This window comes from Pseudoalteromonas ulvae UL12 (assembly GCF_014925405.1).
GTDB lineage: Bacteria > Pseudomonadota > Gammaproteobacteria > Enterobacterales > Alteromonadaceae > Pseudoalteromonas > Pseudoalteromonas ulvae.
Genome location: NZ_AQHJ01000030.1, coordinates 190688 through 212132 on the forward strand (window position 1 = coordinate 190688; position 21445 = coordinate 212132).

Annotated in this window: 17 protein-coding genes; 8 read left to right on the forward strand and 9 right to left on the reverse strand. The window is 42.3% G+C overall.

Annotated features, from left to right (window positions below):
• Nucleotides 1-15: 15 nt before the first annotated feature.
• Nucleotides 16-225 (reverse strand): hypothetical protein, encoded by a 210-nt coding sequence (locus PULV_RS14425; protein WP_193332096.1) that lies wholly within the window; start codon nt 223-225, stop codon nt 16-18.
• A gap of 243 nt (nt 226-468) precedes the next feature.
• Between PULV_RS14425 and PULV_RS14430 the strand changes: the two genes are divergently transcribed.
• Nucleotides 469-1068 carry a DUF938 domain-containing protein gene (locus PULV_RS14430; RefSeq protein WP_193332097.1) on the forward strand — a complete coding sequence of 200 codons (600 nt, stop codon included), beginning with the start codon at nt 469-471 and terminating at the stop codon, nt 1066-1068.
• Here PULV_RS14430 and PULV_RS14435 read toward each other — a convergent pair.
• The 6 genes from PULV_RS14435 to dbpA form a co-directional block, all read right to left on the reverse strand.
• Complete coding sequence (locus PULV_RS14435) at nt 1065-1406, reverse strand: hypothetical protein (protein WP_140372889.1); 342 nt, start codon at nt 1404-1406, stop codon at nt 1065-1067. The genes PULV_RS14430 and PULV_RS14435 overlap by 4 nt on opposite strands.
• A gap of 46 nt (nt 1407-1452) precedes the next feature.
• The gene (locus PULV_RS14440; RefSeq protein ID WP_193332098.1) at nt 1453-2592 is read right to left on the reverse strand and encodes a GNAT family N-acetyltransferase; all 1140 of its coding nucleotides are present in this window, start codon (nt 2590-2592) and stop codon (nt 1453-1455) included.
• Nucleotides 2593-2804: 212 nt separating this feature from the next.
• The gene (locus PULV_RS14445) at nt 2805-5546 is read right to left on the reverse strand and encodes a CHASE domain-containing protein (RefSeq protein WP_193332099.1); all 2742 of its coding nucleotides are present in this window, start codon (nt 5544-5546) and stop codon (nt 2805-2807) included.
• A gap of 255 nt (nt 5547-5801) precedes the next feature.
• A complete protein-coding gene (locus PULV_RS14450) occupies nt 5802-6452 on the reverse strand; it encodes a hypothetical protein (protein ID WP_193332100.1) in 651 nt (216 codons plus the stop codon).
• Between the two features lie 76 nt (nt 6453-6528).
• Nucleotides 6529-8040 (reverse strand): hypothetical protein, encoded by a 1512-nt coding sequence (locus PULV_RS14455; protein ID WP_193332101.1) that lies wholly within the window; start codon nt 8038-8040, stop codon nt 6529-6531.
• Nucleotides 8041-8260: 220 nt separating this feature from the next.
• Entirely contained in the window at nt 8261-9646 is a 1386-nt protein-coding gene (gene dbpA, locus PULV_RS14460) for an ATP-dependent RNA helicase DbpA (protein WP_086745685.1), read from the reverse strand.
• Between the two features lie 247 nt (nt 9647-9893).
• Between dbpA and PULV_RS14465 the strand changes: the two genes are divergently transcribed.
• The 7 genes from PULV_RS14465 to PULV_RS14495 all read left to right on the forward strand — a co-directional run bounded on the left by PULV_RS14465 (nt 9894) and on the right by PULV_RS14495 (nt 18989).
• Nucleotides 9894-11159 carry an HlyD family secretion protein gene (locus tag PULV_RS14465; RefSeq protein WP_193332102.1) on the forward strand — a complete coding sequence of 422 codons (1266 nt, stop codon included), beginning with the start codon at nt 9894-9896 and terminating at the stop codon, nt 11157-11159.
• Nucleotides 11156-11881, forward strand: a complete 726-nt coding sequence (locus PULV_RS14470; RefSeq protein ID WP_193332103.1) for an ABC transporter ATP-binding protein — start codon at nt 11156-11158, stop codon at nt 11879-11881. The genes PULV_RS14465 and PULV_RS14470 overlap by 4 nt, the downstream gene beginning before the upstream one ends.
• Nucleotide 11882: 1 nt before the next feature.
• On the forward strand, nt 11883-14336 hold the full coding sequence (locus PULV_RS14475) for an ABC transporter permease (protein WP_193332104.1): 2454 nt from the start codon (nt 11883-11885) through the stop codon (nt 14334-14336).
• A 72-nt stretch (nt 14337-14408) separates the two neighbouring features.
• The gene (locus PULV_RS14480; protein ID WP_193332105.1) at nt 14409-15770 is read left to right on the forward strand and encodes a sigma-54-dependent transcriptional regulator; all 1362 of its coding nucleotides are present in this window, start codon (nt 14409-14411) and stop codon (nt 15768-15770) included.
• Complete coding sequence (locus tag PULV_RS14485; protein ID WP_193332106.1) at nt 15771-17066, forward strand: sensor histidine kinase; 1296 nt, start codon at nt 15771-15773, stop codon at nt 17064-17066.
• 65 nt (nt 17067-17131) lie between these two features.
• On the forward strand, nt 17132-18106 hold the full coding sequence (locus PULV_RS14490; protein WP_193332107.1) for an ABC transporter substrate-binding protein: 975 nt from the start codon (nt 17132-17134) through the stop codon (nt 18104-18106).
• 82 nt (nt 18107-18188) lie between these two features.
• A complete protein-coding gene (locus PULV_RS14495) occupies nt 18189-18989 on the forward strand; it encodes a substrate-binding periplasmic protein (RefSeq protein ID WP_086745678.1) in 801 nt (266 codons plus the stop codon).
• A 13-nt stretch (nt 18990-19002) separates the two neighbouring features.
• On the opposite strand, the gene PULV_RS14500 is transcribed toward PULV_RS14495, so the two are convergent.
• Together PULV_RS14500 and PULV_RS14505 are read right to left on the reverse strand one after the other, a co-directional pair.
• On the reverse strand, nt 19003-20121 hold the full coding sequence (locus tag PULV_RS14500) for an aminotransferase class V-fold PLP-dependent enzyme (RefSeq protein WP_193332108.1): 1119 nt from the start codon (nt 20119-20121) through the stop codon (nt 19003-19005).
• Nucleotides 20111-21295, reverse strand: coding sequence for a PrnB family protein (locus tag PULV_RS14505; RefSeq protein WP_193332109.1), 1185 nt, complete (start codon nt 21293-21295; stop codon nt 20111-20113). Before PULV_RS14505 ends, PULV_RS14500 begins: the two co-directional genes overlap by 11 nt.
• Between the last annotated feature and the right edge of the window lie 150 nt (nt 21296-21445).

The following is a 21445-nucleotide window of genomic DNA, read 5'->3' on the forward strand; positions in this document are numbered from 1 at the left end:
GATCTGACGGCTCAATTAGTTGTATCCTAATACAAAAACAGGCTCTTTTGTTTCTGGAGTCGATGATTGACCGCAGTAAGCTTCTTTGAGCGCTTCTAGCTGCTGTTCTTGGGCAGCAAACAGATTGAGCACTTCTGTTCGATATTCGCAGCTAGTTTCAAATAACTCTTGATCAACTAATGGGTAAAAACTTTCTAATTTTTGGCAAAGTGAAATATGTACCATAATAACGCTCCTCAGTGTGCTAACACTTTTAAGTAATTCACACTTTAACAGTAGCAGATCTTGTGCCACTGTCTAACCAACTGATTTACATCGTGATGCGTTATTCGAGAGGTTTCTTGCGAGGCAAAATGCAATTTTTTAGTGCAAATAGCCACTTAGTTGGTGCATTGATGCGCTTACTTTATGGCAACCCGCGTATTTTTTTATGTTAATCTGCTTTTTATTTGCTCTTAGAGAGTCAGCATGTCGCTCCCTCCTTTTTCACAAGCGTGTGAAAATAATAAACAGGCTATTTTATCGCTATTAACTGAGGTGTTCAGTTCGACTCGCCATGTGCTTGAAGTGGGCTCTGGCACCGGTCAGCATGCGGTTTTTTTTGCTCAGCACCTCCCTCATCTCATTTGGCAAACCAGTGATCTAACCATTAATCATGATGGAATTAATGCATGGATAGCCGAGTATCCCAGTCCTAACTTAGTGTCGCCCTTAGCATTAGATGTCACACAAAAGTGGCCTTGTGGTGAAGTTGACGGTATTTTTACCGCCAATACCTTACATATTATGGCGTGGTCAATCGTAGCGCTCTTTTTTGCTGGAGTAGCTGAAAACTTACAACAAGGTGGGCGCTTGGTTATTTATGGGCCGTTTAAATACCAAGGGTGCTTTACCAGTGACAGTAATGCCGATTTTGATTGCTGGTTAAAAGCTCATGATCCGGCCAGAGGTGTGCGTGATATAGAGGCTATTTTGGCATTGGCGGCAACGGCTGGGCTGACACTGTTAAGTGATACGGCAATGCCAGCAAACAATCAGTTGTTGGTGTTTGAGAAAACTCAGAGTTAATGTGTCTCTCGTGTTTTTTGTTTCAATCTTCCGTATAAATCGTGGGCTATTAATCCAAGCGGCATTAATAACAATAAATTAATGAAAGGGGCGACATACAGGTTGAGCAGCATGCCAAAATTGACACCAGCTTGCTGATCGTCACTGGATATGAATAACAGTATGTCTAAACAAACAGGTAGCAATGCGCCCCAAAAAGCCAGTTGATAGCGTTTGGTGAGGTAAAAATACCCACAAATCAAATAGGGGAGCCAAGCTAAAATCATTAAGGGACTTGAAAACGAGAATAAAGGAAGAATCAAACCACACATTAGTGCTATTCGCGCTTTTTGTTTCACGATGCAATCCAGCAAAAGTTGGAGTTGTTCACATTAGCAATATTCATTAAATAGGTACATCTTTTTTAAAAGGCAGTAATGTTAAGCATTGCTGCTGATACTGGCGTAAATGAGTGGTTTCACGATCAATAAAATGACCAATTGCGGCGCTAAATTCAGGATGGATAATGGCATGATTCGAATAGGTAAATACCGCTTCAAAACCCCGCATAATTTTATGTTCACCTTGTGCGCCAGCATGAAAACACGCTAACCCATGTTTAATGCAATATTCAATCCCTTGGTAATAACAGAGCTCAAAATGAAGAAAATTATAATGCTCTTTGGCTCCCCAGTAGCGGCCAAATAGGGTATCGTGACTTTTTAAGCTTAAGGTGGCGGCGATGATATCGTGATCCTTTTTAGCCACCATAATAACTAACTTATCGCGCAAGTTGTGCTGCAGCTGACGAAAAAAATTCTGATTGAAATAGCCCAAATGCCCCGAGCGTTTCAAATAGGTTTGTTGGTAAAAAATCGTGAATTGATCCATAAGCTCTGTGGTAATGTCGTCGCCTTCGAGCCATTGAATGATTAAGTTATCTGCCAATGCCTTTTGTCGCTCTTTTTTGAGCGTTTTTCGTCGTCGAGCAGTAAAGCGAGCTAAAAAATGCTCAAAATCAAGGTAACCTTGATTGAACCATTGAAATTGCACTCCAATACGTTGCAAGGTGTTGTGCTCTCTGAGTTGGTCGCTTTGTTCTTTGGGCAAAAAATTCACATGCCAGCCTGACCAACCATGTTGTTGGCAATGATTGTTAAGAGTATCGCTAATGTATTGGATTAAGGGAACATTGAGCTCTTGGCAGCCAATGCGCGTGCCACTGACTGGGCTAAAGGGCACGCCACACACCCATTTTGGGTAGTATGTTAAGCCATGTTGTTCATAGGCTTCTGCCCACGACCAATCAAACACGTATTCGCCATATGAATGGGTTTTTAAATAACCCGGTAAAATAGCAACGACCACAGATTCTTGATAAATCACTAAATGCTGTGCATGCCAGCCAGATTGTATACTCGCAGCGCCACTTTGCTGACAGGCTAGCAAAAAAGCATGGCTAACCAGCGGATCAGACTCAAACAGGGCATCCCAGATAGCAGGGGCGATATTGCTTAAGTCATCAATAAATTGGTGGTGAAACATATTAAACCTATCGTCAGTCTGGTGTTTCTGGAGTGTGAATATTAAACGCTTTGGGTTCAATCACAAATAAGCACCTTGACGTTTGTGGCTATGATTTGCAAGCAATAAACAGTAGCCGTGTATTTTAGCTATGAACTTAGATCTGTTGCTTTTTCGAGGTTAAGTTTTATTCAAGATAAAAGCGTTTGTATCGTACAGAGAGCTGTAAAGCTTCATAGCTTAAATTGGCTTAAGCACAGTTTTAATTTTTTGATATCAAGGGGTTTGGCGAGATGAAAGTTAAATCCGACATCGAGTGCATGTGCTTTATCTTCTGGCATGGCATCTGCGGTTAACGCTATGATTGGGATGTGCTGAAATTCCGGAAGTGTGCGAATCTGTTTTGTGGCCTCATACCCATCAAGGGCGGGCATTTGGCAGTCCATCAGAATTAAATCAAAATGCTGTTGTTGCAAGGTGTCTATCGCTTCTTGCCCGTCTTTTGTTAGAACCGCTTCAATGTTTAATGTTCGCAACATTTCTTGAATGACAATTTGATTTATAGGGTTATCTTCGGCGACCAAAATGCGTATGTTCGATAAATCGATGTCAGGTTCAACTTGGCTAGTTGCTTGCGGTGCTGTAGTCGTTAGCGTGACGCGAAAGGTGAAGGTGCTGCCTAGTCCTTCATCGCTTGTTAATGTCACATCGCCACCCATTAGTAAGCTCAGCTCCTTAGAAATAGCCAGACCCAATCCTGTGCCACCAAAGCGGCGTGATGTAGAGTCATCGGCTTGAGTGAAAGCACTAAAAAGAGTTTTGGCGATCTCTGGTTTGATACCGACCCCAGTGTCAATCACTGCCAAACTTAGAGTGTGCTCTGTGCTGCTTTGAGACAGTACTTGAGCGGTTAACGTTACGCTCCCCGATTGAGTAAATTTAATCGCATTGCTACAGAGGTTAATCAGGATTTGCTCAATTCGAACTGGGTCGCCCAAATACCAAGTTGGTTGAGGCAGTGAATTATTAAGGTTCCATTGCAAACCTTTATTTTGCACAAGGGGTGAAAACATCGCATCAACACGCTGTAAAATGCCCAATAAATCAAACGGAATGTTTTCAAGCTGTAATTTATCTGACTCAATTTTGGAAATATCTAAAATATCATTGACGATATTCAACAACGAGCTTGAAGAGAGCGCTATTTTGTCAATGTAATCAACTATGGTGTCGGTATCCTTGGTTTGTTTTGCTAATTGAGAAAAGCCGATGACAGCGTTGAGCGGAGTGCGTATTTCATGACTCATGTTTGCTAAAAAACGACTTTTTGCTTTATTGGCTTGCTCGGACAGTTGTTTTTCACGTTTTAAATCTTTTGTACGTACTGAGACGAGGTGATTGAGAATCGTTTGTCGGTTATTCATTAATAAAATCAGTAGTATGATAAACGCAACAATCAACACTTGAAAGCAAATCAGTAAAATAGACAAATCGTTTGGGTGGTGTGCTAAATAATCGTTCTTGGGTTGTAAGTTCATTAACCATGTTTGCCCAGAAAAATTAAACGTAAGAGAAGTGACATTTTCTTTGCCGAGTAATTGCAGATTTTGTACGTTGGTTTTTTGTAATTCATCAAAGCTGTCGTAGAAGGCGCGGTTTGTACCCGGTTCATACAGTTCTAAATGAAACATATCTTCTTGATAGGGAGTAATAGCTTTACTGAGTAATTCTTTGACTAAAAAAACACCGGTTGCATAACCTATCAGCTGTTTTTTGTTGGTGGCATTTCTTGTTAATTGATATACAGGGGAAAATAGTAAAAAACCAGCTTCAGGATAATCGGATTGCACCAATTGAATAATCGAGGTCGCTTGAGGGGTATTTGCTTTTTCAGCCTGAGTCAAAACAGTGTTACGTTTGGGGTTTGAATTAACATTAAAGCCAAGCGCTTTCTCATTGCCGAGAAGAGGGCTGATCATTTCGACTACTATATAGGGATCGCTCTTGGACAAGGGAGTGCCTTGAATTGAGATTGGGCGCTGATAATGTTCAAAAAGGCGTGCCTGCAGGTTTAATAAGGAATCTTTGTCGTTAATCGTGTTCCATGACATTGCTTTGATGCTAGGCTCATCGGCGATTAACTGAGCAACATAACTATCAAATTTATCAGTGGTTAAGTTAGGGGTATTTTGAATAAAGCTGGCGAGGCTATGGATGTGCACAAGACTATTGTTGAGCTGACGATAGATGGCATTTTCAATCACTTTGGTTTCGCGTTGGCTTAATTTTAATGAATTCAACTCGCTGTTCTTGTGAAAAATAACCGTAGTGAAGGTGACTGAAAATAATGCAATGCTAACGGTTGCGACAATCAACCAATGACTTTTTTTGTTACCTTTAGGCAGAAACCCTAAATGGTATAGTGCAAATAAAACAGGTGTGGCTAGTAAGACACCCAGTGAATCACCGAGCCACCAATTTAATACATTCAACCAGTGATGCTCATTACTATAATTAGAGTTAAAAGTGCTGAGCGCATACACACCGATATTGGCAGAAATGAGATTGACTCCAATTCCTATCACAAAAATGAACAGCAAAATTTTTAAGCTTGAGGTGCAGATCAGTGGGTCGCCAATGTAACGTCGTAATATTACTCCGCCCACGGCCGCTTGCAATGATGCTCCTAATGCTATTAGGCCAACCTCAGCACCTAGCGGGGTGAGGAGTAAAGATAGTTGCAGATGATCTTGTGCAGTTAAATTGAATGTTGCAGAAGCTAAGAAAATGGCAGGTAAAAATCGCCAGCTCCATAAATACACACCAAACAGTGCAATGCCTGCTGGAAGCCAAATCAGCACCACCTGAGATTGTGCAGAAAGCCCAGAGAAAAAAGATCCTGAATATAAGTAGCCGAGCATCAAACAGGCATAGAGCAAGGCATGTTGAAGAGGAGATAGTTTTAATTTTGGCAAGGTTTGCTCCATATCATCTGTGCTTGTTAGTAGCACTAGGCATGTGACTGTATAAGCGGTTTAATCAGTTTTGAAGCTACTTTAGGCAGTATAGACTATGTATTTTAGCTATGGCTAATAATCACCTAGAGATGAATGGAGCCGATATTTATTTTTAATTCAGTATGTTGGTTACTCTCTTATCCAGATTGTATCCAGACCTTAACTAGAGTAAAGGTTAGGTAACTGGGTGGCTTTTTAAAATAAAAACAACGTTTAACTTAAGTTAGCAATTGTTTTATACGCGTTGGTTTTATCATTGGCAGATGGACCTTGTACAGCTATTAAGCCGAGCGTATCGTTTATTTTCAGTAACCCTTGTTGCGCCGAAGGTGTGAGTGTGTTGAATTCATCGGAGGCAAAAAATTGGTTAAAGCCATATTGTGCCTGTTTGACGTCTTCGTTATTAATCGCTTTACCTTGCTCAAGCTGATCGAATAATGAGGCGGTCAATTGCAGTGGTGCTAGCAGCTGATGGTCTGGGTTTTCTTTTTTTAACTCTGAGTGGAGTTCGGTGACAAATCCACTCAGAGATGTGCCGCCTGAGGGTTGTTCAGTTGCTGGGTTTTGGGTTTTTAAGTGCTGGTATTGATCGGCATTAATTAAGCCATTTTTGTGCAATGCGTTGATGTAACTTGGCAGCTGTTCGAAAGATATTTTGTTGTTATGGAAAAATTGTGCATTGATAGACTGTAATTTTTTGCCGCGCTCAGATAAATGAATGTACTGATTAATCGCGTTTTTGTTCTCAGGCGCTGCTTGCGAGGTGCTATCGGTGTTTGCTGCTTGTTGCGATGGTTTAGTTTGCCCTAATTGACTCGGGTTGAGTTCGGATGCGCTCGATTGGTACGGGTTGATTGCGTTCATAATTGCGTTACTTGGCTTGTGATACACAAAATAAAGCAATTACCGTACCGTTTTAGGGCAAAATCTTTGGCGCTACTTAATCATCTATTGGCGGCGGTGCGGTGCAGACTTTTCGAGTGCCATCTTTTTTCCAAAAATCCAGCGCGGGTATTTGTACTTCCCAGACTTCATTGGCATTCCAAACAAATGATCCTTGGTACTTTAGCTTAAAGTACTCATCATCATAGCCGGACAGTTGGCGAGCAGTTTCAAAGAAAATATTGTTGGCTGGTGGAATAATAATTTCTTGCTGTGTCATCGACTTGAGTTGACGACGGGTAATTTGTTTACAAATTGGGCTATGCGGATTGTCAGGATACAAAGAAGACACAATCGCTTGCTCGATGGATCCTGTTTCAGGGTTTAAAAAATAAACTCCGCTACCGAGTGGAAAACGCCCAACCATAGCTAAAAATAACTTACTGTATTGGCTGTCTAACTCCCCATCTACAGCGCTTTTTTTAATGGTATCGTAGGCATCGTAAATTCGACGATAGTCAAAATCAGGCTTAGTCGAGACCATAAAAGAAGAGTACACCACAGGGATTTTCATTAAACGCTGCAGCTCTACATTGCTGGGGTCTTCTTCATTGAAAAAAGATAACATAAAGTCGAGTTTGGCTTTTTCGTACTCGGTATAGTCAATTTTTTCTTGATGAGTATTGAAGCGCTTAGGGGGGATCCCAATGCCTGACTTGAGATACATCATCGACTTTTCTTTGATAGTGCTGACTAACAAGCTACGCTCATCCGGGGTTAATAAACGATAGCGATCACCGGCAAAAATTTCTTCAACCTCTGGCGAGTAACTGCCAATCCAAAGGAGTAATGCCGCTTTTGCTATAGGTTTAAGTACTTCTTCACGGTAGGCGGCCATTTCTTCGTTAGAGAGATTATTTTGTTCGATATCCATAAAGCTAGCAGTTGGATCAGTGAACATATCTTCCATGGCTTGTGTTAAGTAACGGTTTTTAAACCCATGGGTGATGCGAATTTCCTCAAACAGCGCCACCATTAAACCAGCAATATAAATTGGTTTAAATTTTTCATTGCGCACGCAACGTATTTTTTCATCCGGTAAGGGCGTTGAAAGCACGATTGTCCCTAAAAACTGGCTAAAAATACGTTGGTTATTGAGCAAATCGAGCATGTTGTCTGTGAGATGGTCGATATTTTCGTAACGTTTTGTTTGCTGAGCGATCATGTTCTGACGCAGTGTTTGAAATTGTTTTTTATCGTGCTGCTCATAGCGGTAAAGCTGATCTAGGTATTTCTCTGATGATTTTTGCCCAGCAATAGCCGGTAAATGGCCGTGCTCTTTTTTATATTTAACAATAATATCAATCTGATGCTCATAAGCATTGAGTTTCTTTTTCAGTTTTTTTAATTGATTAATTTCATCAGGATAGGTACTAAAAAAGAGGGTGGCGTCTTCGACCACTTTGCGGTGTTGCTGTTGAAACAGGCTAATTTTTTTCGATACCGCACTGGCCATGTTAGGAATAGCGGATAAACGAGCTGTTTGATACGTTTTTTTATTTTTATTCATACCGCAGGTTGTAATGCCTCTGTTGGAGGTGATGCTGCTGATTAAGCAATTAATGCAAACCAATAATGATCAAGAATAAGGGAAATCAGAGTTATCAGCAAACTTTGTCTACTTAGGTATCGGCTGCTTTTTGAGTTTAGTTAAATTTATTGTTAATTCAACTGATTGAGGAGAGGTTAAAAGAATGATGCAGCCAGTGGTTGGCTGCATCATAGGGTTTTTAACTAATACGACGTACGCGGAACAGGCGGCCTTTGATTTTATCTTCGCCAAGTTTACGAAGCGCTGGTTTGGCAGCATCCCGGGCAACTGCGACATACGCAAAGTTGTCGAGTACGTTGATCTTGCCAACTTGCTTACCTGAAATTCCGTCTTTTGAGGTTAAGGCTCCCAAAATGTCACCTGGGCGTACCTTTTGCTTTTTGCCGCCATCAATTTGCAAAGTGATCATAGGTGGCTTTTCTGCGATTTTATCGAGCAAACTAAAAGGAGGTAATGGGGTGATATCAAATTGCTTATCGAAATATTCAGAAACCGCAGCAACACGGTAGCTTTCGTTATCGGTAAACAATGAATGGGCGGTTCCTTTGCTACCAGCGCGGCCTGTACGGCCAATGCGATGGACGTGGACTTCTGGATCTTGAGTAATGTGGTAGTTAATCACCATATCAAGCTCGTTGATATCGAGTCCGCGTGCAGCAACATCGGTCGCCACTAATATTGATACGCTTTTATTTGCAAAACGAACCAGCGTTTGATCCCGCTCTCTTTGCTCTAAATCACCATGGAGCGCTAACACACTAAAGCTACAAACTGACAGCTCATCAGCAACCGCTTGTGTTTCAACTTTAGTATTACAAAACACGACACAGCTTTCTGGGCGATGCTTGAGTAGTAACAAACGTAACGCAGTCATGCGTTGTTTGTTTTGCTCTAACTTATAAAAATATTGGCGAATATTGACATTATTGTGACTTGTTTCAACCGTCACTTTTATAGGGTTTCGCATAGTGCGATTGGCAATAGACTGAATTTTTTCAGGGAATGTTGCGCTGAAAAACAATGTTTGACGATCATGAGGTGTTTGATCAATCACAGCATCAAGTGCCGAAGCAAAACCCATATCTAACATACGGTCGGCTTCATCAAGCACTAAGGTATTTACATTATGCAAATTAAGCGTGCGGCGGCTAAGGTGATCTTCAATGCGCCCAGGGGTGCCAACAATGATATGCGCACCATGCTCTAATGAACCGATTTGTGGGCCCATTGGCACTCCACCACATAAGGTCAGCACTTTCACATTTGGAATACCACGAGCAAGTGTGCGGATCTCTTGCGCTACTTGGTCTGCAAGTTCGCGAGTCGGACACAATACTAACGCTTGGATACGGTAATTACGTACATCGAGGTTTTCGAGCAAACCTAAAGCAAATGTTGCGGTTTTGCCTGAGCCTGTTTTGGCTTGGGCGATGACATCTTTACCTTCAAGAATGTGCGGTAAGCTTTGCGCTTGAATTGGCGTCATCGAGGTGTATTCAAGTGACGTTAAATTCTCAAGTAACGCAGGTTGTAACTTGAGTGATGAAAATGCTGATTGGCTCAAGGTGGTAATCCTGTATTGATAAGCATGGGGAAAATTCAACCCTTATTATACCAGAGTTCTGCGTATTGCTATGCAGTAAATTTAAGCAAAGATAATCAACTTCGTTTATTCCCATTTCTGATTTCATTTTCCCTGTAAAGGGAATGCTGCAGTATGATTAAATTAAAAACTACTTGTTTATCAATGTTTTATTTCTGGCACGAAGTTAGCCTAATGTTCGTACCTTTATAATGATAACTGTTTTTCTATGGATATTGATTTAACGCTTAACAGCCAGCGTTCACAAAGTCAGCAATATAAAATAATCTGGACGCTGGTGATTGTTTGCTTTGTGCTCTTTTTATATGGATTGAAACAGTGGCTTAGCCCAATGAGTTTATTGGCTTCATCTGTTCAAATAGCGCAGGTGCAGCAAATAGACTTTGCTGTAAAAATCCGCGGATTTGGTCGCTTAAAAGCCAAGCAGCAACGTTTTTTAACCAACTCGCATATGGCCACAGTCGAAGCTATTCATGTATATCCAGGCACACGAGTGAGTAAAGAGACAGTGATTGTCAGTTTGGTTAACCCCGAGCAAACGCAGCGTTTGTCGGTTGCAAGGCTTGAACTCGCACGGCAAAAAGCTGTGTATAACGAGCAAATTATTAACCAAAAAAGCCAACTACTTGAGCGGGAATCCACTTTAACTTTACTGCAAAGTGAGCTCGAAAATGCGCAGCTCAGAGCTGAGGCTGAAAGTAAATTAATCGAGCAAGGGATTGTCTCGAGTTTGGATTACAAGCGTAGCCTTTTACACGTTAAGCAACTTAATCAACGGGTGACGATTGAGCAACAACGTTCGTTGCAATTACAAGAGATGCATCGCGAACGGATTAAAGTGCAGCAAGAGTTATTACGGCAGTTTGAGCTCAATTATGTCATGCAAAAACAAGCGTTTGAGCAGCTACATGTTAAAGCGGGGATCGATGGCATGCTGCAAGAGCTGAATGTTGAACTCGGTCAAAATTTAAATACCGGTACCCTTCTGGCTGTCGTGGGCTCAGATTCAGCATTAAAAGCTGAGCTACTGATCCAGCAGGCCGATGCTGAGAAAATCAGTCTCAATATGGCCGCCAAAGTCAACACTTTTAGTCGAGAGGTTGATGCTACTGTCAGCCGCATTGACCCAGTTGTTACCGATGGGCGTGTGATGATTGAACTTGATTTGCACGGCGACCTTCCGGCGAATGCTCGACCTGATTTAAGTATCGAAGGTTATGTGATTAGTGAAGTGATCCCACGAGCGCTGGTTATCAATGTGCCGCATGGCACTAAAGCAAATTCCAAAAATACCCTTTTTAAACTTAACCCACATTCTCATTTAGCCCAGCCTGAAATAATTGAATTTGGTACACTGAGCGATAATAAAATTCAGCTTCTTCAGGGGGTCGAGGTGGGTGAGCTGCTGATCATTTCGGATTTATCGAAATGGCAGCATTTGGCAACAATAAAAATAGAACAGGACAGTTTATGAATACCCAGACACTTATCTCATTAAAAAAAATAGCCAAGATTTATCGCAGTCAAAATGTTGAAACCTATGCGCTCAAGCACATTGATCTTGAGGTTAATCAAGGAGATTATTTATGTATCAGCGGCCCTTCAGGCTGTGGAAAATCGACGCTGTTGTCGTTACTTGGTCTACTGGATAGCCCAAGTGCAGGGCAGTATCTGATTAAAGGAATTGATACCGCTAACTTAGATATGGATAAGCAAGCTGAATTAAGAAACTTGCACATTGGCTTTATTTTTCAATCATTTAATTTGATTGATGAATTGAGTGTCTTTGATAATGTCGCTTTGCCACTCACTTATCGTGAACCCGCGATGAGCGCTGCAGAGATTGAAAAAGCGGTCATTAAAGCGTTAAGCGATGTTGAAATGAGTCACCGAACACAACATAAGCCTAATCAATTATCTGGCGGGCAGCAGCAACGTATTGCCATTGCTCGGGCATTGGCTGGTAGCCCTAGTATTTTATTAGTGGATGAGCCAACTGGTAACCTTGATTCAAAAAATGGCGATGCGGTGATGGATTTGCTCGATGCGCTGAATCAAAAAGGCACCACAATTTGTATGGTAACCCACGATTTACGTTACGCAGGGCGAGCGACCACACAGCTTAAGTTGTTAGATGGCGAAATTATCGGCCACACCACCGCTCGCGCTACTCGCCCAGTCGCTGAGGCGGTGTAACATGATCAATTTAGTTAAACTGAAAAGCCAATGTCGCCTTGCATGGGCGATGTTAAAAAGTGCGCCGGGATTTGTCGCTGCTGTGGTTGCGACTTTATCTCTTACGTTGGCCTGTTTATTTGTCGTGCTCAGTTTAGTGAACAGCTATTTTTTAAAACCTTTAGATGTGTTTGATGAAACACGCATGCTGGTTGTAGAGCAGCAAACGACTTACCAAGATAACAGCTCATCGGGCTTTCAAAGTTATCAATCTATTGTGCACTGGCTCAAGCATAGCCAAAGTTTTGAGCGGGCATTTATGATTAATGCTGCAGAGCAAGTGTTTGATAACCTGGAAGGGCAACCAAAAGAAGATGTGCTTTATGTAGGAGCTGAGTACTTCTCGTTGCTCAACACGCCATTTGTTTTAGGGCAAGGGTTTGCCTTAGCTGAGAACTTTGAAGAGCTTGATAACAGCGTCGTAATTTCTGAGCGTTTTTGGCAGACGCACTTTAATCGTGATCCGGATGTGTTAGGGCAAACGTTGCATGTGGCAGGGGGAATTGGCGGATCAAGTCATACCATTGTTGGTGTGGTTGCGGAGCAATTTAGTCCTTCGTATATGATTGCTTCAGGCTCGGTTGAAGTGTGGTTTCCAACCAGTGCGGATGCTCGTTTTTTCCATAATGAGGATTGGCAAAGCCCATGGACAAATACATTTCGTAACCTGAAGTTAATTGGTGTGTTAAAACCCGGCGTGAACGAAACGCAGGTGCGCGAAGAGTTAAAAAGTCAAATTGATACCATCAAACCCGAATGGCTCAACAATGGCGGTATTAGTGATATTCAGCCTGTGACGACCCTTTATCGTGAAGCTGAGCTTGGCAACAATGATGAGCTGAGCTTAATGATGCTGGCGGGGGCCTTGGGGTTGTTGACGATTGCGGTGTTGAATGTCAGTACCTTGTTTTTTTCGCGGGCGTTAGCGCAACACAAAACCTTGGCGTTACAAGCGGTGCTTGGGGCAAAGCGTCAAACATTATTCCAGAGCTTATTTCTACAATCGTTAATGTTAATGGTGATTTCTATAGGTGTCGCACTGTTTGTATCAGTGTGGGGGATTCGGCTATTTAAAGTCCTTGCTCAAGGGCGCTTACCTTTGGTTAATAGCCTTGCCGTGGATGGTAACTTGGTGATGATAGCCATAGGTTTATGTTTATTGCTTGCTTATGTTTTTGCCCTAATCACTGCACGTTTAGTGAATTACCAAGCGCTGAATAGTCAAATGCAACGTAGTGGTAAAGGTGGGGTGTCACAAGTGTCTGGCCGCACAGTGAAGGTGTTAATCGCAAGCCAGATGTGCGTTGCGGCAATATTAGTTAGTTTTTCAATGATGGTGCTTGGCAAGTCGATTGAGACAATTAATCGTCCATTGGGCAGTAAGACGGACAATTTATATTTTGCTCAGCTATTTCAAGCTAATAACCAAGCGACTCTCGCTGAGCGCTATGACAACATCAAGCATTATCAAAGTGTGTTGCAAAATAGCCCAGGAATTAAACGTGTTGCACTGGGGCAAAGTCCTGTTACCGCTAGACAAAACGCAAATACAATTACAGATATGGAAGGGAACAGTTCGATTTTTTTCCCTAGTCAGTGGGTTGGGCCAGATTACTTTGATTTAGTTGGCAGTAACATTCTTGCTGGTCGTACGTTCAGTGAGCAGGCGATTCGGGGCGAAGTGAATGAACTGTTGGTGTCGGTCAGCGTGGCAAAGTGGCTGCAGCCAGATCTCGAATATCACCATATTATTGGCAAAAATTACAAAGGGTTAGAAGAAAAGGTTTTTGAAATTGTTGGCGTAACTGACGATTTTAATCATCCTAAATTTCATGATGAGTCATTTGGGCGTCATATTTGGTGGCCGTCGCAACCTTGGAGTTATATGTTTGTTATTGAAACAGATGACAATGTTCAATTAACGGGTAAGCAAGTACTGAGTCTGCTTTTTGAGGCTAATAGCCATTTAACGTTATGGCAATTTAGAGACTTAGCGCAAGAGTATGACAATTTATTGTATATGAGTCATTTGACGGTTGCGCTATGTGGTACTTTGGCGGTGTTTACCTTGTTGCTCGCTGCTATCGGTATTTTTGGCGTACTGAGTTATAACTTGGGATTACGTCGTTATGAGTTTGGTATTCGCATGGCGTTAGGCGCTAAAAAAAGTCGCTTAATCAGATTAATGAGTAAAGAAGCGGTCGTGCCGGTATTGCTGGGTTTTAGTGTGGCGATTGTGATGGTGTTAAGTGGTTATTATGCCTATAAGGCTCAGTTAAGTCATTGGTTGTTAATGGAGTGGAAAGTACAGATGACAGCTTGGTTGATCACTTTAACTATTGCATTGATTGCTTGTTTTAGGCCACTGTTGATATTAATTAAAGCTAAACCGATGGCGTCGCTGCGCAGTGAATAAACGGTTTTTAGCGCTCTTTAACCATAAAACAACACGCATTGCGTGTTGTTTTATATAGAAAAAGAATAATAAATGGACACTATTTTAATTATTGATGATCAGGCTGATGTACGAATGTCAGCAACCATCGCGCTCAATCAAATGGGTTACCATTGCATCGAAGCACAAGGCCCAGATGAAGCCTTTGAAATGTTGGCACGTACGGGTGTCAGTCTTATTTTGCTCGATATGAATTTTAAGCTTGATACCACCTCTGGTGAAGAAGGATTGCGTTTTCTTCAGCAATTAAAAACGCAGCAATATGATATTCCGGTCGTAGTTATGACGGCATGGGCGAGTGTCGATGTGGCGGTGCAAGCAATGCAGTTGGGTGCGGTTGATTTTATAGAAAAACCCTGGAATAACATGCGGTTGATTTCTATTGTTGAACAACAGCTGAAACAACAACAGATCACCCACGACAATGCTTGTTTAAAAGCCTTGCAGTCAGATGTATCAGAGGAATATATTGCCCAATCTGAGCAAATGATTCACTTACTAGCGCAAGCACGCCGTGCAGCTAAAACAGATGCCAGTATTTTAATTACAGGCGAAAATGGCACTGGAAAAAGCTTGCTTGCTCATTATATTCACCAGCACTCGGCTCGTCATGCACAGCGCTTTGTGAGTATCAATATTGGCGCTATTGCCCCTTCGTTATTTGAAAGTGAATTATTTGGTCATAAAAAAGGGGCCTTTACGGATGCTAAGGAGGATCGTCTCGGGCGGTTTGAAATCGCTGACGGTGGTACATTATTTTTAGATGAAATTGCTACGCTTCCTCTTGAGCTACAAAGTAAAATGTTGCGAGTACTCGAAAGTCGCGAGTTTGAAGTGCTAGGCTCGAGCAAAACTCAACAAGCCGATGTCAGAATTATCGCTGCAACCAATGCGGAGCTTGCAAACTCTATTGAGCAAGGTGAGTTTCGTCGAGATTTGTTTTTTCGCCTCAATACAATTGAGCTTCATATTGCGCCTCTTCGTGAGCGACCTGAGGATATTGAAGCGCTCAGCCGACATTTATTGCACCAACACAGTAAAAAATATCAACGTCATGGCATGTCTTTTTCGCCATCAGCACAGCAAAGCTTAACGTATTACAGTTGGCCGGGAAATGTGCGAGAGTTAAGCCATTGTATTGAGCGTGCAGTGATTATGTCAGAACACAGTGTGATAACCGAGAGTGATTTATCGCTGCAACACATTGAGGCGACACCTTCGTCTGCACTCCCTCTGTTACCACTTGATGAATTAGAAAAACAGATGATCCTCAAAGCCATGGCTGAATTTAATGGCAATGTGATTGCGGCGGGAGAGTTTTTAGGGCTCAGTAAATCGGCTATTTATCGGCGCATCGAAAAGTTTGGGATAGATCTCAAAGGCAGGGAGAGTTAAATGGCACGGTTCCACTCTTTTGAGCGGTATCTGATCATAGCTGGTCTAGCTGTGTTCTTCGTATTGGTCATTATGGGAAGCCTGTTGGCTTATTCATGGACATTTGATTGGTTTACCAGTGTGACATTATTAATGCCTTTTTTCATCGTAGTCGTCTGGGCATTGCTGCGCTGTTATCAGCGGATTGTCGATTTAATTGAGCGCATCGGTTTGCAGCTAGATGGCCTGCAATACCAAGAAACCAATAGTTGGCATTTGGCGCAATATACAAGTGGTCGAGTGGCCAGTTTAAAAGCGGATTTCAATCAAGTAGCACAAACGATAGTCGACAAAAAACGTGAGCATAGTCAAACAGAAGCGTTTGTTTTTGAATTTGTCACTATGCTTGATCTGCCAATTGTAATTATTGACCCATACCAGCATGTTTATTTTACCAATCAGGCTTGTTTAAAGACACTAAAATTAACTCAGATTGAAGGGGTAGATGTCAAAACATTGGGCCTTTATCAAGACAATACCGAATGGAAATTTGCTGAGCGAGCCTCTAAAACGGGTCGGTATCAAATATCGAATCATTCATTTTGGCGCGCTGGTCGAAGTTACGAATTGCTGGCTTTTTTCTCGATAGAAGAGCAATTACGGGTAAATGAACAGCAGGTTTGGCAACGGCTGATCCGAGTGATTAATCATGAAGTCCGCAACTCTTTAACCCCTATTTGCTCGATGAGCCAGTCTTTATTGCAAATGAAAGCCAAGGGACAGCTCGGTGAAAAGGACGATTTAGCTTGCGATATGCTACAAGTGATTGAAAAAAGAGCCTTAAATTTGCTTGATTTTGTGGCCAGTTACAGTGCTTTTTCACAAGTGGGCACAGCGCAGCCTAAACAAGTAAGTAGTGAGTTGATTAACCAGCGTTTGAAAGCGATTTACCCAGACTTAGACATTAGTTGTCACGCTACGGTCTATTTTTCGGTCGATATCGGGCAGTTAGAGCAAGCACTTATTAATCTGATCAAAAATGCTTATGAGGCAGGTGGTCAAACAGTACCGCAGTTGAAATGGTCGCTAAGTGCGAACACGATTGAGGTTGATATTATCGACCAAGGCATCGGCATTCAAAATCCTGACAACTTATTTGTGCCTTTTTATACCACTAAGCAACAAGGAGCCGGTATTGGTTTAGTGATCAGCCGAGAGTTGATCCGTAATCAAGGCGGGCACTTAGTGGTTGCAGCTAACTCCGATGGATTAGGTACCCGCGTGAATGTGCGCTTGCCTCAAAGTCGAGGCCTATAAACGGGTTCTCTGTATAAAGTGCTAACTCTGTCTATACTCTGATGATGTTCGCTTGAGAAATTGTTATGAATAGCGCCAAGGTGATATCTGTTTGTTTTATGTTGTACGCCATTAGTTGGATCTCAGGCGTGTTTGCGGGTGCAACGCCCGCAAAGAAAGCGCCACCGACTGTGATAATCGCGATGAATGAATGGGCCAGCCAACGAGTGCTCTCTAAAGCGATAGGATTGATGATTAGTGGTATGGGAGAGCAAGTCGAGTACCAAGATATTTCTGTCGCGCATCAATGGGGAGCGTTACGACAAGGGTTTGTTCATATTCAAGTTGAGGTATGGCAAAGCTCAGTCACTGACGTTTTGGTAAAAGCGCTTGCTGATAAATGGTTTGATGACTTAGGGCTTCATAATGCAAAGGGCCGAGAGGACTGGTGGTTTCCAGCTTATGTGTTGAAATTGTGCCCAGATTTACCTGATTGGCGCGCTCTAAATCAGTGTATTGAGGTATTTGCAGATGCAGCACGAGCAGATGAAGGGGTTTATCGCACTGGACCTTGGAATCCTCATGATGCAGATTTGATCCGTGCATTGAAATTACAATATCGCATTGAGCGCTATTCGGGTTCGCAACCTTTATGGCAAGCACTTAAAGCAGCGGTCACCAAACAAGAACCTATACTCCTGTTGAATTGGACACCCAATTGGACTGATGTCAGAGTACAGGGTCAGTTTGTTGAGTTTCCTGAGTACGAACCAGCCTGTGAACTCGTTGAGGCATGGGGACTGAATAAAAACATGGCTTATGATTGTGGCAAACCACGGCAAAGCCAATTAAAAAAAGTGGCTTGGTCAGGTTTAAAAAAACAATCACTTTGCGCGTATCAGTTAGTTCAAAATATGCAATTTAGCAGTGAGATGATTGCCAACGCGTCAGCTTTGGTGGTGGCAGATGGGCATGCTGAAAACAAAGCTGCGCAATTGTGGTTAGCCATGTATGCCAATGAAGCACAACAATGGATCCCAAAAACATGCCTTGCCCCTTAAAAAGGGAAGCGTTTGCTGAGCACTCAACTAAAGTGTATAAAATCCAACCATAATAAGTGTTAATAAAATAAAAGAGACAAGCATGATCAAATTAGTCTTTTGGATGTGTATTGGGTGGCTGTTTTTTCCTGCCCATGCCACAAAACCGACATTAAATTTTTACACAGAAATCTCTCCGCCAGGTAATTATCTAGATGAGTCGGGTATTTTGGTCGGTTCAAGTGTTGAGATGATTGAAGAGCTTAATCGTATTGCGAGTTATCGGGTGAAAAGTCATGTTTTTCCGTGGACGCGCGCCTACCAAAAGGTACTTAAAAGACCCAATTCCGCGATTTTTTCTATTTCTCGCACGCCACAGCGCGAAGACTTATTTCATTGGGTTGGGCCATTACTCAGAGTAAAATGGGTGCTGTATAAACATCGAGACTCGCAGATTGAGATTGCCAACTTAGATGACGCAAAACAGCTGACGTCAATTGCAGCAACACGAAACGATGCCAAAGCTGATTATCTTTTGTCGCTTGGGTTTAAAAACCTTGATTTATCTGAAGATAATATTGGCCGGATGCGCAAATTGTATGCAAATCATAACGATGTGATTTTGACTTCCAATTTAGGTGTGGAACGCTTAGCTGAGCTTGCTTTGCAAGATCCTGAACACCTAGAAATAGCGCTTGAGGTTAAGTCGAGTGATATCTATTTGGCGTTTAATAAAGAGACTGATCAGCAAATAATCGATGACTACAAGCGCGCATTTGAGGTACTCCAAAAATCTCCAATTTATTATGAAATTTTAGTCAAATGGTATGGTGAAAAAGCCACCCACGAGATTTTTCAAAGCATTGGCTTAAAGTGGGCGTTTACTGAACGCACTTATCATTAATTTGATGCCCACATTATTGTAAGGCCTCTTCTATGGCAGTGATAAGTCGCTCAATATCATTCATGTCGGTATAAATATGCGGAGAGAGTCGAATACCACTGGCTCTGACATCAACACTAATATTGTGGTGCTGTAATTGTGCTAGCACATCAGGCTGTCGGTGTTGGAAGTTTAAAATACATGTCCCTGATGCAAGCTCTGGTTGTTGTGGTGACACACACCAAGATGGGAAAGCGGCGTGAATTTTTTCTAGCTGTGTGAAATTGAGTTGCCGAACTTGTTTAACTCCAATGTCTGCAAAGTAAGCGATACTGTGCGCTGCAACAGCATAGGGTAGAATCGAAGGTGTGCCCCCCCAAAACCGCAGCGCGGTATTGTGATATTCAAAGTGATGAATATCAAATTCAAAGGGATTGCGGTGTGAAAACCAGCCGACATCCTGCGGCGTACAATGCGAGACCCGCAGTGGATTGACCCACAAAAATGCCGCGCCAGGCCCACCGCATAACCACTTCACTGATGAACCAATCACAAAATCGGCGTTTAGAGCTTTTAAATCTAACGGAATAACACCAGCAGATTGGGCGCAATCAACCACACTGATGCAATTGAACTGTTGTGTTAATGCAATAATGTCTTGCACGGGGGAGCATTGCCCTGTGTTTGAATAAGCATGGCTGATGAAAACCAAATCAACTTCATGAGTGAGGTAGCGCTGCCAGCAAGCAATATCTGTCAGGTTTGAACCTTTGGGAATAAAACGTAAATTGAGCTGGTGGTTGCGCGAATGCTCAAGCGCAAACGCCATACTTGGAAAGTCATCTTCGGCCATGAGTATGGTCGGTGTGGGCGTATTGAAAGAGGGAATTGCAGTGATGATTTTGCACAAAGCGCTCGACAAATTAACTTGAGGACAAAAATCATCTGGGTGCGCATTAAATAGTTGGGCCAAAGCCGTTTGAAATTGTGTGATAACACAGAGCCACTGCGCCCAAGGATCTGCGTTCGAGTATTGCCAAGGCTGAAAAAACTGTTGATGTGCGATGTGTTCCGCAGTTTTTAATGGTCGGCCAACAGAGTGACTGAGTAGGTAGCAGTGGTTATTTAAGACAAAGTCTTGTTTATAATCCATGGTGCTGACCTATTAGCGCCGATAATGTTTTAATATCATGGTAGCGGGTTTTTATATCGTTGCGCGGCGCGGCAGTGCGGCGATCTCTCAGTTTTTCTAAAGCATCGATTAGTATTGGTAGGGCTGGCCCGCTCGCGGTTAGTTTATCTAAATGTTGTGCTTGCAGTGACTGTGATGGTTGGCTAATAAACTTTTCGACTAGCTGATCATGATGCTGCGTTGCTGCTTGTCCATGGACTTGGCATAGCTGTAAAAACAAATGTAAGTTTTCTTGAAACCATAAATGGTGTGCACAATGTTGTTGCTGTAAAAATAAATCAAGCATACTGGGGCGGCGCATACAATCGCGCAAAATGGCCTGATCTTCTGGCATCATATATAAAAATTTATCAACTAACATTTGAGAATAGGCTTTGTCATTCCCCGCACAGAGCCCTGTTAGCAAATCAATCACGTTAATCCCTGCAAAATCGCCGGCATTTGCACCTCGGTAGACAACGCTGCCAACTCGATACGGTTTGTAATACGGTCGCACACAATAGAAAAAACGCTCAGCATCTAAGGTATGGAATAGGGTTTGATTGTGTTTTTGGACGGTTTGAATTGCAGCAATGGCTGTCGTTAGTAAGTCAGTTGTGGCTGGGTGAGAAATGCCCAGTGGCTGAATTCTAATCAGTGCATCTGCCGCTTGTTTATAGGCTAAAATTCCTTTGGTATTAAAGTCGATGAAAACACGCTCATCGGGTAAGTGAGTGAAGCGCTTATATTCGCCTTCTACAGCTTTATTATGTGTTGTTAAATGGGCGGTGGCAAAGCGTGGTGTAACGCCAATAGAGGCACCAATGTGCATCGCCAATGTGGATGCTTCGATTAAAGGTGAATGAGTTTCTCGAGAGGGTTCCGTGATTTCATGACGGCGACAGGCTGCCATATATAAACCAACATTTCCTAGTAAATCAAACGCATGGTCAAAACCTTGATTTGTATTACCTTCGGCCAATAAAGCATTAATAAAGTGCAAGCCTTGTTGCTCCAGTGCTTGTTTAAAGCTCTGGCCAATCGATTCTACGTTGGCTCTATCGCTTTGTTGCCAATAAAGGTTTTCTAGCTCAGTATTGAGATCAATAAAATCATCACGGATCCAATCATCAAATAAAGTACTGTGGTTGGTCATGCTGCTTTGCTTTATCAAAATGTATTAAATGAGCATAGCAGAGCTCACTATAGAGTTTTTCACAACAATGAAATAAAAATTTATCATTTGGCGTTAAAACGATACAGCTATTAAAATGAGCAAGGTATTTATTTATGGCTGGTTTGCGCA